This window comes from Shewanella sp. 433, from assembly GCF_059338565.1.
Map to the genome: position 1 here is coordinate 146,350 of NZ_CM181703.1, position 16,854 is coordinate 163,203.

13 protein-coding genes are annotated in these 16,854 nt (G+C 46.4%); all 13 read right to left on the reverse strand.

Annotated features, from left to right (window positions below; genetic code table 11):
* Position 1: 1 nt before the first annotated feature.
* The 13 genes from rplV to rpoB all read right to left on the reverse strand — a co-directional run bounded on the left by rplV (position 2) and on the right by rpoB (position 16,627).
* Positions 2–334, reverse strand: coding sequence for a 50S ribosomal protein L22 (rplV, locus tag AC5YB1_RS00720; protein WP_011863971.1), 333 nt, complete (start codon positions 332–334; stop codon positions 2–4).
* Between the two features lie 15 nt (positions 335–349).
* On the reverse strand, positions 350–628 hold the full coding sequence (gene rpsS / locus AC5YB1_RS00725; protein WP_006083596.1) for a 30S ribosomal protein S19: 279 nt from the start codon (positions 626–628) through the stop codon (positions 350–352).
* An 11-nt stretch (positions 629–639) separates the two neighbouring features.
* The gene (gene rplB, locus AC5YB1_RS00730) at positions 640–1,467 is read right to left on the reverse strand and encodes a 50S ribosomal protein L2 (RefSeq protein WP_028764679.1); all 828 of its coding nucleotides are present in this window, start codon (positions 1,465–1,467) and stop codon (positions 640–642) included.
* Between the two features lie 16 nt (positions 1,468–1,483).
* A complete protein-coding gene (rplW, locus tag AC5YB1_RS00735; protein WP_011863968.1) occupies positions 1,484–1,783 on the reverse strand; it encodes a 50S ribosomal protein L23 in 300 nt (99 codons plus the stop codon).
* Positions 1,780–2,385 carry a 50S ribosomal protein L4 gene (gene rplD, locus AC5YB1_RS00740; protein WP_110456983.1) on the reverse strand — a complete coding sequence of 202 codons (606 nt, stop codon included), beginning with the start codon at positions 2,383–2,385 and terminating at the stop codon, positions 1,780–1,782. The genes rplW and rplD overlap by 4 nt, the downstream gene beginning before the upstream one ends.
* 16 nt (positions 2,386–2,401) lie before the next feature.
* Positions 2,402–3,040, reverse strand: coding sequence for a 50S ribosomal protein L3 (rplC, locus tag AC5YB1_RS00745; protein WP_110456984.1), 639 nt, complete (start codon positions 3,038–3,040; stop codon positions 2,402–2,404).
* A 27-nt stretch (positions 3,041–3,067) separates the two neighbouring features.
* Positions 3,068–3,379 carry a 30S ribosomal protein S10 gene (gene rpsJ, locus AC5YB1_RS00750; RefSeq protein ID WP_011070616.1) on the reverse strand — a complete coding sequence of 104 codons (312 nt, stop codon included), beginning with the start codon at positions 3,377–3,379 and terminating at the stop codon, positions 3,068–3,070.
* 364 nt (positions 3,380–3,743) lie between these two features.
* Positions 3,744–4,928 carry an elongation factor Tu gene (gene tuf / locus AC5YB1_RS00755; RefSeq protein WP_494520352.1) on the reverse strand — a complete coding sequence of 395 codons (1,185 nt, stop codon included), beginning with the start codon at positions 4,926–4,928 and terminating at the stop codon, positions 3,744–3,746.
* A gap of 79 nt (positions 4,929–5,007) precedes the next feature.
* On the reverse strand, positions 5,008–7,104 hold the full coding sequence (gene fusA / locus AC5YB1_RS00760) for an elongation factor G (RefSeq protein WP_494520353.1): 2,097 nt from the start codon (positions 7,102–7,104) through the stop codon (positions 5,008–5,010).
* 75 nt (positions 7,105–7,179) lie between these two features.
* On the reverse strand, positions 7,180–7,650 hold the full coding sequence (gene rpsG, locus AC5YB1_RS00765) for a 30S ribosomal protein S7 (RefSeq protein WP_110456990.1): 471 nt from the start codon (positions 7,648–7,650) through the stop codon (positions 7,180–7,182).
* Between the two features lie 81 nt (positions 7,651–7,731).
* Complete coding sequence (gene rpsL, locus AC5YB1_RS00770) at positions 7,732–8,106, reverse strand: 30S ribosomal protein S12 (RefSeq protein ID WP_069670836.1); 375 nt, start codon at positions 8,104–8,106, stop codon at positions 7,732–7,734.
* Between the two features lie 189 nt (positions 8,107–8,295).
* The gene (rpoC, locus tag AC5YB1_RS00775) at positions 8,296–12,513 is read right to left on the reverse strand and encodes a DNA-directed RNA polymerase subunit beta' (RefSeq protein WP_494520354.1); all 4,218 of its coding nucleotides are present in this window, start codon (positions 12,511–12,513) and stop codon (positions 8,296–8,298) included.
* A gap of 82 nt (positions 12,514–12,595) precedes the next feature.
* Positions 12,596–16,627, reverse strand: a complete 4,032-nt coding sequence (gene rpoB / locus AC5YB1_RS00780) for a DNA-directed RNA polymerase subunit beta (RefSeq protein ID WP_494520355.1) — start codon at positions 16,625–16,627, stop codon at positions 12,596–12,598.
* Positions 16,628–16,854 lie beyond the last annotated feature (227 nt).

A 16,854-nucleotide genomic window follows, 5' to 3' on the forward strand; every position in this document is an offset into this window, starting at 1 on the left:
CCTAGCGATCTGATACAACCACAGTGATGTGGCTGGTACGCTTGATTATACGATCAGCACGGCCTTTAGCACGTGGCATGATACGCTTCATTGTTGGACCTTCGTCTACAAAGACTTTTCCAACTTTCAGCTCGTCAATGTCAGCACCTTCATTGTGCTCAGCATTAGCGATAGCAGAATCAAGTACTTTTTTGACAAGTACAGCTGCTTTCTTAGGGCTGAAAGTTAAAATTTCGAGAGCCTTAGCAACAGGCAGTCCACGGATTTGATCTGCAACCAAACGACACTTTTGAGGCGACGTACGGGCAAAACGATGTTTAGCTAAAACTTCCATCTTGAGTCTCCCGTATTAACGCTTCTTCGCTTTCTTATCAGCAGCATGGCCGCGATAAGTGCGAGTTGGTGAAAATTCACCAAGCTTGTGGCCGATCATTTCGTCAGTTACGAACACAGGTACGTGCTGACGACCATTATGGACAGCGATGGTCAACCCAATCATGTTAGGGATGATCATAGAGCGGCGAGACCAAGTCTTAATAGGCTTTTTGTCACCCGCTTCCATCGCTTTCTCTACCTTCTTCAGCAAGTGTAGGTCAATGAATGGACCTTTCTTGAGAGAACGTGGCATGGCGAATCCTCTTACTTTTTGTTACGACGACGTACAATGTACTTGTCGGTGCGTTTATTACTACGGGTCTTATAACCCTTAGTTGGGACACCCCATGGAGAAACCGGATGACGGCCACCAGAAGTACGGCCTTCACCACCACCATGTGGATGGTCTACAGGGTTCATTGCAACACCACGCACTGTTGGGCGTACGCCTCTCCAGCGCTTAGCACCTGCTTTACCTAACTGGCGTAGCATGTGTTCGGCATTACCAACTTCACCTAATGTCGCGCGGCAATCTACAGGTACTTTACGCATTTCGCCAGAGCGAAGACGTAGAGTAGCGTAAGCGCCATCACGAGCAACAACTTGCACATAAGTACCGGCTGAACGAGCGATTTGAGCACCTTTACCAGGCTTCATTTCGACTGCGTGAACAACACTACCTACTGGGATGTTGCGTAATGGCAAAGCGTTACCCGCTTTGATTTCTGCATCGATACCTGACTGGATCTTATCTCCAGCTTGCATGCCTTTAGCAGCAAGGATATAACGACGCTCACCATCAGCATACAAAACAAGTGCGATGTTAGCTGTACGGTTTGGATCATATTCCAAACGTTCAACTTTTGCAGGGATACCGTCTTTGTTGCGCTTGAAGTCAACAATACGGTAATGCTGCTTATGTCCACCACCTACGTGACGAACAGTGATGCGACCAGTATTGTTACGGCCACCACTTTTAGACTTTTTCGCCAACAAGCCAGCAAAAGGTTTACCCTTGTGCAGATCGCTGTTTACCACTTTAACTACGTGGCGACGACCAGCAGAGGTTGGCTTACACTTAATAACTGCCATGATAATTCTCCTTTGCTTACTCAGCGCCGACGAAATCGATATCAGCACCAGCAGCTAAAGTCACATAGGCTTTTTTCCAATCGCTACGACGGCCAGTACGGGCACCGTGACGCTTAGTTTTACCTTTGTTAACCAAAGTGCGAACTGAATCTACTTCAACTTCGAACAACTTAGCTACTGCAGCTTTAACTTCAGCTTTAGTCGCATCGATAGCCACACGGAAAACAACCGTGTTGTTATTTTCAGCGCATACAGTACTCTTTTCAGAGATGTGTGGCGCTAGAATAACTTTTAGCAAACGTTCTTCGCTTATCATCCCAGCATCTCCTCGATTTGCTTAATAGCATCGGCAGTAACTAGTACTTTGTTGAACGCGATTAGGCTAACTGGGTCGATACCAGCAACGTCACGAACGTCAACTTTGTATAGGTTGCGTGCAGCTAAGAACAAGTTCTCGTCAATTTCTGGAGTAACAATTAAAACGTCTTCCAGGTTCATTTCTGCCAATTTAGCTTTCAGCTCTTTAGTTTTAGGAGCTTCAACACCAAATGACTCAACGACAACAAGGCGATCTTGACGTACTAATTCAGACAGAATGCTCTTAAGCGCTCCGCGGTACATCTTCTTGTTAACTTTTTGGCTGTGATCTTGTGCTTTAGCAGCGAATGTTACGCCACCGCCACGCCAGATTGGACCTTTAACGGTACCGGCACGTGCACGGCCTGTACCTTTTTGGCGCCATGGCTTTTTGCCAGAGCCAGTTACTTCTGCGCGAGTCTTTTGAGCACGAGTGCCCTGACGCGCGTTTGCAGCGTATGCTACAACTACCTGATGAACCAGTGCTTCATTAAAGTCACGGCCGAAGGTAGTTTCGGAAACTTCAAGAGCACTCTGTGCGTCTTTCAATACCAATTCCATTACTATCTCCTCAGACCTAAGCTTTAACGGCAGGCTTGATGATCAGGTCGCCATTAGTAGCGCCTGGAACTGCACCCTTAACCAATAGCAAGTTACGTTCAACATCTACACGTACAACGTCTAGATTTTGAGTAGTAACACGCTCGGCACCCATGTGGCCTGACATTTTCTTACCTTTGAAAACGCGACCAGGTGTTTGGTTTTGACCGATAGAACCGTTAGCTCTATGTGCCAATGAGTTACCATGTGTTGCATCTTGGGTACGGAAATTCCAACGCTTAATACCGCCTTGGAAACCTTTACCTTTTGATTGACCAGTAACATCAACTTTCGCTACGTCAGCGAAGATATCAACATTAAGCTCGGCACCAACTTCAATGCCTTCGCCTTCACCATCTGCCAAACGCACTTCCCACAAACCACGACCGGCTTCAACGCCTGCCTTAGCAAAGTGACCTGCTTCTGGTTTAGTGATGCGATTAGCTTTTTTGGTACCAGTAGTAACTTGAAGTGCACGGTAGCCGTCTGTTTCTAAAGTTTTCACTTGAGCAACGCGGTTAGCTGCAATTTCAATTACTGTTACAGGTATTGACGCACCATCTTCAGTGAAGATGCGAGTCATACCTACTTTACGACCGATAAGACCGATAGCCATCTCTCAAACCTCTTCTAAGGATCTCAATTAACCTAAGCTAATTTGAACGTCAACACCTGCCGCAAGATCTAGACGCATCAATGCATCTACAGTCTTCTCAGTCGGCTCTACGATGTCAACAAGACGCTTATGAGTACGAAGTTCGTACTGATCACGCGCATCTTTATTAACGTGTGGAGAGATCAAAACGGTATAACGCTCTTTGCGCGTTGGTAGTGGAATTGGACCACGTACCTGGGCGCCTGTGCGCTTAGCAGTTTCAACGATTTCCGCAGTAGACTGATCGATCAGACGATGATCAAATCCTTTTAAGCGGATACGGATTCTTTGGTTCTGCATTGACCAGAGCTCCTAAAATGGACACATAAAAAATCACCCTCTAGCTTCTTCCTTACTGGAAAAGCAGAGCGAGATGATTTAACCGTTCGACTCCAAATCGGAGTCGCTGTATTATTTTACGTCGGCTTCTAGAACCGACAATTTACCCGCCTAATGGTTAAGGCGAGAGGGGGTATTATACTGATCTGCACATAGAGATCAACCCCGTTGAATGAATTAACACCACATTGGCAGTAACTCTCAAACGTGGCCGTTATTATACCCATCCACATCCAGAAAGCTAGTCTTTGTATCTATACAAAATTACCAATAAAAAAGGCAGCCTAAGCTGCCTTTTTCAGTATTGTGTTAAGACACTTTGCGATTAAGCAATGATCTTAGCTACAACACCAGCACCAACTGTACGGCCACCTTCACGGATTGCGAAGCGTAAACCTTCGTCCATCGCGATTGGGCAGATTAGTGTTACTGTCATCTGTACGTTATCACCAGGCATTACCATCTCTACGCCTTCTGGCAACTCGATAGTACCGGTTACGTCTGTTGTACGGAAGTAGAACTGTGGACGGTAACCTTTGAAGAATGGAGTGTGACGTCCGCCTTCTTCTTTTGACAGAACATAGATTTCTGACTGGAATGTTGTGTGTGGAGTGATTGAACCAGGCTTAGCCAATACTTGACCACGCTCAACTTCGTCACGCTTAGTACCACGTAGTAGTACACCACAGTTCTCGCCTGCACGACCTTCGTCAAGCAGTTTACGGAACATTTCAACACCAGTACAAGTGGTCTTAGTAGTATCGCGAATACCAACGATTTCTACTTCTTCACCTACTTTGATGACACCGCGCTCTACACGACCAGTTACAACAGTACCACGGCCAGCGATTGAGAATACGTCTTCGATTGGAAGAATGAATGCACCGTCAATTGCACGCTCTGGCTCTGGAATATAAGTATCTAGTGCTTCTGCAAGCTCAATGATCTTAGCTTCCCACTCTGGCTCGCCTTCTAGGGCTTTAAGCGCAGAACCTTGGATAACTGGTAGGTCATCACCTGGGAAGTCATATTCAGATAGAAGTTCACGAACTTCCATTTCTACTAGCTCTAGAAGCTCTTCGTCATCAACCATGTCACACTTGTTCATGAATACGATGATGAAAGGTACGCCAACCTGACGTGAAAGCAGGATGTGCTCACGAGTCTGTGGCATTGGACCATCTGTAGAAGCTACTACTAGGATCGCGCCGTCCATTTGGGCAGCACCAGTGATCATGTTTTTAACATAATCCGCGTGACCTGGGCAGTCTACGTGTGCGTAGTGACGTGATGGAGTGTCATATTCGATGTGAGAAGTATTAATTGTAATACCGCGCTCACGCTCTTCTGGAGCGTTATCGATTTGTGCGAAGTTACGAGCTTCACCGCCGTATGTCTTAGTTAATACAGCAGAGATTGCTGCAGTAAGAGTAGTTTTACCATGGTCAACGTGACCGATGGTGCCAACGTTAACATGGGGTTTACTACGTTCAAATTTTTCTTTAGCCACGATATATTCCTTTCTTTTCAGAAAATGCCCAGCGTTGCTGAGCAATAGCATTCAATATGAGTTATAGACTAGTTTGCGGTTATCCGCGCGAGTCTACAACAGATTTTGCGACATTTTGCGGTGCATCAGAGTACTTCAAAAACTCCATAGAGTATGAAGCGCGCCCCTGGGTTGCACTACGCAAATCTGTTGCGTAACCAAACATTTCAGATAGAGGTACTACAGCATGAATAAGTTTAACGCCGCCAATGCCGTCGTCCATTCCTTCAATCATGCCACGTCGTCTATTCAAGTCACCTACTACATCGCCCATATAGTCTTCAGGAGTGGTTACTTCGACCTTCATACAAGGTTCGAGTAACACTGGGTCAGCTTCTAGAGCGCCCTTCTTGAAAGCCATTGAACCAGCGACTTTGAACGCCATCTCGTTTGAATCGACATCATGGTATGAGCCGTCAAACAAAGTGACTTTGACATCCAACACAGGGAAGCCAGCGACAACGCCGTTCTTCATCTGCTCTTGGATACCTTTATCTACTGCAGGGATGTATTCTTTTGGAATAACACCACCAACAATCTCGTTGACAAATTCATAGCCAAAACCTTCTTCTTGCGGTTCTAACTTTAACCAAACGTGACCAAATTGTCCTCGACCACCTGATTGGCGCACGAACTTGCCTTCAACTTCTACACTCGAGCGAATAGTTTCACGATACGCTACTTGTGGTTTACCCACATTGCATTGAACATTAAATTCGCGACGCATACGGTCAACAATAATGTCCAAGTGTAACTCACCCATACCGGAGATCAGTATTTGACCAGACTCTTCGTTAGTCTCAACGCGAAATGATGGGTCTTCTGCAGCAAGTTTTTGCAATGCAATAGCCATCTTTTCTTGGTCGGCTTGGGATCTTGGCTCCACAGCAATCGTGATTACGGGCTCAGGAAACTCCATACGTTCGAGTATAACTTTATGGTCAGCATCACAGAGCGTGTCACCAGTGGTGACATCTTTAAGACCTATAGCTGCGGCGATGTCACCAGCGCGCACTTCTTTGATCTCGTTACGATCGTTTGCATGCATCTGCACCATACGACCGATACGCTCACGTTTTTGCTTAACCGAGTTATACACACCAGAACCGGTTTCCAATACACCAGAATAAACACGTATAAAGGTTAAGGTTCCGACGAATGGGTCTGTTGCAATTTTAAATGCTAGCGCAGAGAAAGGCGCATTGTCGTCCGCAGGACGCTCAACCTCTTGCTCTTTGTCGTCAATTCCCTTAATAGGCGGAACTTCGACAGGCGACGGTAAATAATCCACAACAGCATCGAGTACCGCTTGCACACCTTTGTTCTTAAATGCAGAACCACAAGTAGCAAGTACGATCTCATTAGCGAGAGTTCGTTTACGTAATGCGGCTTTAATCTCTGCTTCTGATAACTCGCCACCTTCTAGGTACTTGTCCATCAGTTCGTCAGAGGCCTCAGCAGCACTCTCAACGAGATATTCACGCATTTCAGCCGCTTTATCAGCGAGCTCTGCAGGAATATCTTCATAAGTGAAGGTCATACCTTGATCAGCTTCATTCCAGTTAATGGCTTTCATCTTGATCAGGTCGACGACCCCTTTAAACTCTTCTTCTGCACCAATACTCATTTGGATTGGTACACAAGTCGCTCCCAGACGGGTACGTATCTGTTTAACTACACGTTCAAAATCCGCACCAGAGCGATCCATCTTATTGACGAATACAATTCTAGGAACGTGATACTTGTCCGCTTGGCGCCAAACAGTTTCTGACTGAGGTTCAACACCCGATGCGCCACAGAATACGACAACAGCGCCATCTAGAACACGCAGCGAGCGCTCAACTTCAATAGTGAAGTCAACGTGGCCAGGAGTGTCAATAATGTTGATACGGTGCTCAGCGAACTGTGCTTCCATACCGCGCCAGAACGTCGTAGTTGCAGCTGAGGTGATAGTGATACCACGCTCTTGCTCCTGTTCCATCCAGTCCATAGTGGCTGCGCCATCATGGACTTCACCGAGTTTATGAGACATACCAGTGAAGAACAGTACTCGTTCTGTAGTTGTGGTCTTTCCTGCGTCAACGTGAGCACAAATACCAATATTACGGTAGCGCTCAATAGGAGTTGTACGAGCCACGATTAAACCCTCTTTACCCAGGCAAATACCTGGGTCATGTAAAACGTGGTGCAGACAATAGCCTGCACCAAAAGATTACCAGCGGTAATGAGCAAACGCTTTGTTCGCTTCTGCCATACGATGCACGTCTTCGCGCTTCTTAACAGCAGTTCCTTTATTTTCAGAAGCATCTAGCATTTCACCAGCTAGACGTAGAGCCATAGATTTTTCACCACGCTTACGTGCAGCTTCAACCAACCAGCGCATCGCTAGTGCGTTACGACGCACTGGACGAACTTCACATGGTACCTGGTAAGTAGAACCACCAACGCGACGAGATTTAACCTCGACTGTTGGACGGACGTTATCCAGGGCTGCTTCAAGGATAGTTAGATGCTCTTCGCCTTTCTTTTCAGCAACAACATCTAATGCCTTGTAAATAATTTTTTCTGCAGTCGACTTTTTGCCGTCCTGCATAATGACGTTGATGAACTTAGCCAACAACTCACTATGAAATTTTGGATCTGGTAGGATTTTACGTTGTCCTACAACGCGACGTCTTGGCATAACAATTTCTCCGTATGCTTCAGGGACCCCAAAACTGGAATCTCAATATGTCTCTAGCTTGGCCTTACTTAACGGAAAACGTTAAGACTTAGGACGCTTAGCTCCGTACTTAGAACGTCCTTGACGACGCTCACTAACACCAGCACAGTCTAATGCGCCACGTACAGTGTGATAACGAACACCTGGTAAGTCTTTTACACGACCGCCACGGATCAGAATCACGCTGTGTTCCTGCAGGTTGTGGCCTTCACCGCCGATGTACGAAGTGACTTCGAACCCGTTAGTTAGACGCACACGAGCTACTTTACGTAGTGCAGAGTTAGGTTTTTTTGGTGTGGTTGTGTATACGCGAGTACAAACACCACGTTTTTGTGGACACGCATTCAACGCTGGCACAGCAGTCTTGATGACTTTTGGCGAGCGAGGCTTACGTACCAACTGGTTTACAGTTGCCATGTATAGCTCCGAATCAGTTGATAAACTCAACAGTAAGGTGTGAAAAATCTATATCCCACAGGTGTGGGACGCGAAATTTTAGAAAGGTAATCAGTTCCTGTCAAGAAATAGCCAACTTTTTACCCAATTTAAGTAAAAAAAAGGCACCCTAGGTGCCTTTTTTACAACCTGTTTACGTTTAAGCGCTAATTACTCAGCACTACCTGCTAGATTAAGCAGATCTGCCAAGTTTTGCTCAGCTTCGCTTGCACTAATAACGGGAGCTTCTTCAGCTTGACCTTTATTAGCACTCACTTGGTTGCGTTTCTGATGATACGCATAACCCGTACCGGCAGGAATCAAGCGACCAACAATCACGTTCTCTTTCAGGCCACGTAGCTTATCGCTCTTACCGCCAACGGCAGCTTCAGTCAATACGCGTGTCGTTTCCTGGAACGATGCAGCCGAGATAAACGACTCAGTCGCCAGAGAAGCCTTAGTGATACCTAGTAGTTCACGTTCGAACTTAGCTGGTGCCTTACCTTGCGCTTCAAGTTCGCGGTTAGCGATCTTAACGCGCGAGACTTCAACTTGCTCACCAGGTAGGAAATCACTATCACCCGCTTCGGTGATTTCGCACTTACGAAGCATCTGACGGATAATCACTTCAATGTGCTTATCGTTAATTTTTACGCCCTGTAGACGGTATACGTCTTGGACTTCATTAACGATATAGTTAGCCACTTTGTGAATACCACGCAGACGCAAGATATCGTGCGCCGCTTCTGGACCGTCAGCAATAACCTCACCACGTTCGACTTTTTCACCTTCGAACACGTTTAGGTTACGCCACTTAGGAATCATCTCTTCATATGGCTTACCACCATCTGCAGGAGTGATCACTAGACGACGCTTGCCTTTGGTCTCTTTACCAAACGAGATAGTACCTGAGTACTCAGCAAGAATTGCAGGCTCTTTTGGTTTACGCGCTTCAAACAAGTCGGCAACGCGTGGTAGACCACCGGTAATATCGCGCGTCTTAGACGATTCTTGTGGAATACGTGCCAACGCATCACCAACGTTAATTGGTGCATTATCGTCTTGGTTTACAATCGCCTTACCTGGTAAGAAGTATTGCGCTGGTACTTCAGTACCTGGGATCATCAAGTCGTTGCCATCGGCACCCACTAGACGGATCGCAGGGCGCATCTCTTTACCGGCTGCAGGACGTTGACCAACGTCTAACACAACAATCGAAGACAGACCCGTTAGCTCATCGGTTTGACGTGTCATAGTGACACCGTCAATCATATCAACGAACTTGATACTACCCGCCACTTCAGAGATGATTGGGTGAGTATGCGGATCCCAGTTAGCGATGATTTCACCAGGATTAACTGATGCATCTTCTAACTTTTCTAAGATGGTACCGTAAGGGACTTTGTAACGCTCTTTCTCACGACCTAGCTCATCAATGATAGCCAGTTCTGATGAACGCGATACGATAACCAGCTTGCCTACACTGTTCTTAACGTGCTTAGCGTTATGCAGTTTTAGCGAACCAGCATTCTTAACTTGGACGTTGTTTTCTGCAGACGCTCGAGATGCCGCACCACCAATGTGGAAGGTACGCATCGTCAGCTGTGTACCTGGCTCACCAATTGACTGAGCAGCAACAACACCGATAGCTTCACCTTGGTTAATGATATGGCCACGAGCCAAATCACGACCATAACAAGCAGCACAAACACCGAAGTCAGTATCACAGCTAATAACAGAACGAACGATCATCTCATCGATTGAATGCTCTTCTAACGTGTCACACCATGCTTCATCAAGCAGGGTGTTACGAGGTACAAGTACATTCTCTGTACCTGGGTAGTAAACATCTTCTGCTACTACGCGACCAAGCACACGTTCACGTAACGGCTCAACAACATCACCACCTTCAATCAGCGGCTTCATTGTTAGACCTTCGTGGGTACCACAATCGTCTTCGATAACAACTAAGTCTTGCGCAACGTCAACTAGACGGCGAGTCAGGTAACCCGAGTTCGCTGTCTTAAGTGCCGTATCCGCTAGACCCTTACGTGCACCGTGAGTAGAGATAAAGTACTGGAGTACGTTTAGACCTTCACGGAAGTTAGCCGTAATTGGGGTTTCGATGATTGAGCCATCTGGCTTAGCCATCAGACCACGCATACCCGCTAGCTGACGAATCTGTGCAGCACTACCACGAGCGCCTGAGTCGGCCATCATGTAGATGCTGTTGAACGATGCTTGAGTCTCTTCTTCACCATCACGGTTAATCACTGTCTCAGTAGACAGGTTATCCATCATCGCTTTAGAAACTTTTTCGTTCGCACTTGCCCAGATATCGATGACTTTGTTATAACGCTCACCTGCGGTAACCAGACCCGACTGGAACTGTTCTTGAATCTCAAGTACTTCAGCTTCAGCATCTGCTACAAGCGTGTACTTCTCATCAGGAATAACCATATCGTTAATACCAACAGAGGCACCCGATACTGTCGCAAAGTGGAAACCGGTATACATCAATTGGTCAGCAAAGATAACGGTATCTTTAAGACCTAGTTGACGGTAACAAGTGTTCAATAGCTTAGAGATCTGCTTCTTACCCATGTTTTGGTTAACCAAATCATACGATAAGCCTTTTGGCAGAATCTGAGACAACAGTGCACGACCCACAGTAGTATCTACGATACGACGTGCTTCTGTACGCTCACCATTGTCAGCAATCGTTGTCTCTGTGATACGTACTTTAACGCGCGCATGTAGCTCAGCCACACCTGTACGGTAAGCTTTTTCTACTTCATCAACAGATTCAAACGCCATGCCTTCACCTAAACCATTCACGCGCTCGCGACTGGTGTAGTAAAGACCCAATACAACGTCCTGTGACGGTGTGATCACTGGCTCACCGTTTGCAGGTGAAAGGATGTTGTTGGTCGACATCATTAGTGAACGTGCTTCTAGCTGCGCTTCGAGCGTTAGCGGCACGTGAACAGCCATTTGGTCACCATCGAAGTCGGCGTTGTATGCCGCACAAACGAGTGGGTGTAGCTGAATCGCTTTACCTTCAATAAGGACAGGCTCGAACGCCTGGATACCCAATCTGTGCAGTGTTGGTGCACGGTTAAGCATCACTGGATGTTCGCGGATCACGTCATCTAGCACGTCCCATACTTCAGGTACTTCACGTTCAACCATCTTCTTAGCAGCTTTGATGGTAGTAGCTAGGCCACGACCTTCTAACTTGCCATAGATGAATGGCTTAAATAGCTCAAGTGCCATCTTCTTAGGAAGACCACACTGGTGTAGACGTAAAGTAGGACCTACGGTAATTACCGAACGACCAGAATAGTCAACACGTTTACCTAGCAAGTTCTGACGGAAACGACCTTGCTTACCTTTGATCATATCGGCCAAAGATTTAAGCGGACGCTTGTTAGAACCAGTAATAGCACGACCACGACGACCATTATCTAGTAGCGCATCAACAGACTCTTGCAACATACGCTTTTCGTTGCGCACGATGATGTCTGGAGCAGCTAGGTCTAATAGACGCTTTAGACGGTTGTTACGGTTGATCACACGACGGTAAAGGTCGTTCAAATCAGACGTAGCAAAACGACCGCCATCTAGTGGAACTAGAGGACGCAAGTCAGGTGGCAGAACCGGTAGCACTTTGAGGATCATCCACTCAGGCTTGTTGCCTGAAGTGAAGAACGCTTCAATGAGCTTAAGACGCTTAGTGATCTTCTTACGACGAGTCTCAGAGTTGATTGATGGCAACTCTTCGCGCATCATCTCAATCTCTTTTTCAAGATCGATAGCACGTAGCAATTCAAGAACTGCTTCTGCACCCATCTTAGCTTCGAACTCATCACCGTACTCTTCGAGTGCGTCAAGGTAATTTTCTTCAGTCAGCATTTGGCCGCGTTCAAGGCTGGTCATGCCAGGCTCGATCACAACAAATGATTCGAAGTAAAGTACACGTTCGATATCACGCAGTGTCATATCTAGCATCAAACCGATACGGGACGGCAGTGATTTCAAGAACCAAATGTGTGCCACTGGGCTTGCTAGATCAATGTGACCCATACGCTCACGACGTACTTTAGTCTGGGTAACTTCTACGCCACACTTTTCACAGATCACACCACGGTGCTTAAGACGCTTATACTTACCGCATAAACATTCATAATCTTTTACTGGACCAAAAATACGCGCACAGAACAAACCTTCACGCTCAGGCTTGAAAGTACGGTAGTTGATGGTTTCTGGCTTCTTAACTTCACCAAATGACCAAGAGCGGATGAGATCTGGCGACGCTAGGCCAATCTTGATCCCTTCAAATTCTTCAGTCTTGCTTTGCTGTTTCAGAAACTTTAATAAGTCTTTCACGTTTCTCTCCTGAAGGAGTTAAACCGGGTGCTCCGCTTGCGCGGAGCACCGTTTATTGCCAAACTTCGGCGATGGCCAAGTCTTACTTTTGATCCAACTCGATATTAATACCGAGTGAACGGATCTCCTTCAGCAATACGTTGAAGGACTCAGGCATACCTGGTTGCATCTGGTGGTTACCGTCGACGATGTTCTTATACATCTGAGTACGACCGTTAACATCATCAGACTTAACAGTAAGCATCTCTTGTAGAGTGTAAGCGGCACCGTATGCTTCAAGTGCCCATACTTCCATCTCACCGAAACGCTGACCACCAAACTGAGCTTTACCGCCCAGTGGTTGCTGAGTAACAAGACTGTAAGAACCAGTTGAACGCGCGTGCATCTTATCGTCAACCAAGTGGTTAAGTTTAAGCATGTACATGTAACCTACGGTTACTGGACGTTCAAATTGGTTACCGGTACGACCATCAAACAAGGTGCGCTGTCCAGAAGTAGGAAGACCAGCTAATTCAAGCATCTCCTTAATTTCTTTCTCTTTTGCACCATCGAATGCTGGCGTCGCAGTCGGAACACCGCCTCTTAGGTTCTTAGCAAGACGAATAACTTCTTCATCAGTAAATGAATCGATATCAACGCGCTGTTGCACGTCTTCACCAAGTTCATAAACTTGCTTGATGTAGTTACGAAGCTCTGCAAGCTCGCGCTGCTCTTCTAGCATAGCAGTGATCTTGTCACCGATACCTTTCGCCGCTGCGCCTAAATGCACTTCAAGAACCTGACCGATGTTCATACGCGATGGTACACCTAGTGGGTTCAATACGATGTCCACTGGGTTACCATTTTCGTCGTACGGCATATCTTCTACAGGGTTAATCTTAGAGATAACACCCTTGTTACCGTGACGACCCGCCATTTTATCACCAGGCTGAATAGTACGTTTAACTGCTAGGTAAACCTTAACAATCTTAAGTACGCCAGGCGCTAGGTCATCACCTTGAGTGATCTTACGACGCTTAACTTCGAACTTCTTATCGAAGTCAGCTTTTAGCTCTTCCGCTTGCTCAGCTAACTGTTCTAGTTCAGTTTGCTTAGTTTCATCGTCGATAGTTTGCACTAACAACTGTGAACGAGGAATGGCATCAAGCTGGGCTTCAGTGTAGCCAGCACCTATTAATAGGTTGCGAGCACGGCCAATCACACCATCTTCAAGAATCTTAAATTCTTCAGTGAGGTCTTTCTTAGCCTGGGCGATATGCATCTCTTCGATTTCTACCGCACGCTTATCTTTCTCAACGCCGTCACGGGTAAATACCTGAACGTCGATGATGGTACCTTTAACTGAGTTAGGTACACGTAGTGAGCTATCTTTAACATCAGATGCTTTTTCACCGAAGATCGCACGCAATAGCTTCTCTTCTGGCGTTAGCTGAGTTTCACCTTTAGGTGTCACTTTGCCCACTAGGATGTCGCCACCCTTAACTTCAGCACCAATGTAAACGATACCTGATTCATCTAGCTTAGAAAGCGCAGACTCACCTACGTTTGGAATATCAGCAGTGATCTCTTCGCTACCCAACTTAGTATCACGAGCGATACATGAAAGCTCTTGAATGTGGATAGTGGTGAAACGATCCTCTTGCGCAACGCGCTCAGAGATTAAGATCGAATCCTCGAAGTTGTAACCATTCCAGGGCATGAACGCGATACGCATGTTCTGACCAAGTGCCAAATCACCTAAATCGGTAGATGGGCCATCGGCAAGTACGTCACCACGAACAACTGGGTCACCAACGCTGCAACATGGACGCTGATTAATACAGGTGTTCTGGTTAGAACGAGTGTATTTGGTCAAGTTGTAGATATCGATACCAGCTTCACCTGGAGTCAATTCTGCTTCGTTTACCTTAACTACGATACGGCTAGCGTCAACGTAATCAACATAACCACCACGCTTAGCTGCAACAACAACACCTGAGTCAACCGCTAGCGTACGTTCGATACCCGTACCAACCAGCGGCTTATCGGCGCGCAATGTTGGAACCGCTTGACGTTGCATGTTCGCACCCATCAATGCACGGTTAGCATCATCGTGTTCTAGGAACGGGATCAGTGACGCAGCAACTGAGATGATCTGTTGTGGCGATACGTCCATATATTGAACGTCGGCAGCGCGCATAAAGGTAGATTCACCCTTATGACGACAAGCAATTTGCTCTTCAACCATACGGCCATCGGCATCAAGCTCAATGTTAGCCTGTGCAATAACGTAACGGCCCTCTTCGATTGCTGACAAGTAATCAACTTGATCAGTGATCACACCATCAATTACCTTGCGGTAAGGTGTTTCAAGGAAACCATAAGAGTTAGTGCGAGCAAAGCTTGCTAACGAGTTGATTAGACCAATGTTTGGACCTTCAGGGGTCTCAATTGGACATAGACGTCCATAGTGAGTTGGGTGAACGTCTCGAACTTCGAAACCTGCACGCTCACGTGTCAAACCACCAGGACCAAGAGCCGAAATACGGCGCTTGTGAGTCACTTCTGATAGTGGGTTGTTTTGGTCCATGAACTGAGACAGCTGAGAAGAACCGAAGAACTCTTTCACTGCAGCAGAAATAGGCTTAGCGTTGATCAGATCTTGAGGCATTAGCTCATTCAGATCGCCAAGGCTTAAACGCTCACGTACGGCACGCTCTACACGAACGAGACCTACACGGAACTGGTTTTCAGCCATTTCGCCAACACTACGGATACGACGGTTGCCCAAGTGATCGATATCATCGACTTCATCATTACCGTTACGGATCTTGATGATGTTTTGCATTACTGCAACGATATCTTCTTTGGTCAGAATGCCAGTACCTTCGTCATCGTCGATACCGAGACGACGGTTGAACTTCATACGACCTACTTTAGATAGATCATAGCGCTCTTCGCTAAAGAACAAGTTCTGGAATAGGGCTTCTGCAGCATCTTTGGTTGGTGGCTCGCCAGGACGCATCATACGGTAGATCTCAACTAACGCTTCTAAGCGGTTAGTTGTAGAATCGATACGCAACGTGTCAGAGATATATGCACCGTGATCAAGCTCGTTGATGAACAGTGTATCGATCTCTTTGATACCAGCCATTGAAAGCTTAGCAAGATCTTCTAGGCTGATCTCTGCGTTTGCAGAAACCAACACTTCGCCCGTATCTGGGTCGATATAATCTTGTGCCGCAATCTTACCAGAGATGTACTCAACTGGAACTTCAAGCTCAGTGGTATTGGTCTTCTCAAGTTGACGAATATGACGTGCAGTAATGCGACGACCTTTCTCAACTAAGATAGTGCCTTCAGCGTCTTTAATGTCATAGCTGGCTGTTTCACCGCGTAAGCGATCAGCAACTAGCGTCATCACCAAGGTATCTTTCTTGATCTTGTATTGAACACGTTCAAAGAACAGATCTAAGATATCTTGGGTAGAATAATCTAATGCACGTAGGATGATAGACGCCGCAAGTTTACGACGACGGTCAATACGAACAAATAGCGCATCTTTTGGATCGAACTCAAAATCCAACCATGAACCACGGTAAGGAATAATACGTGCGTTATACAGCACCTTACCAGAAGAGTGGGTCTTACCACGGTCGTGATCGAAGAATACACCGGGACTACGGTGTAACTGAGATACGATAACACGCTCAGTACCATTGATAACAAAAGTACCGTTATCAGTCATCAGAGGGATATCCCCCATATAGACTTCTTGTTCTTTAATATCTTTTACTGTGCCAGGTGCCGCTTCACGGTCATACAGTACCATACGTAACTTAACACGTAGTGGTGCTGAGTATGTAACACCGCGAATTTGACACTCTTTCACATCAAAAACAGGCTCACCTAGTTTATAGCTGACATATTGCAGCTCAGAATTACCAGAAAAGCTCTTGATGGGAAAAACGCTACGGAAAGCGGCTTCTAAACCACGCTCGCCTGTAGGATCTTGATCGGTGAACTTCTTAAAGGAGTCCAACTGGATTGACAATAGGTAAGGGATATCCAAAACTTGTGGACGCTTACCAAAGTCTTTGCGAATACGCTTCTTTTCAGAATAGGAGTAAACCATGGGTTTCCTCTGATTGCGAGATGTGACCAAGACTGAATCAACGCTAAGGGGTTGAATCAGCACGTTTGCCCATCACCGTTGAAAGCAAGAACCTAACCAGTAATCTCTGCTAGGGACTGCAAAATCTGGCGACAAACGGTGAAAAAAAAATCGCCAACGCTTACAGCGCAAAAAAGGCCGACGGTTAAAAAACCGCCAGCCTCCGCCCGATGACTCGGGTGGGATGT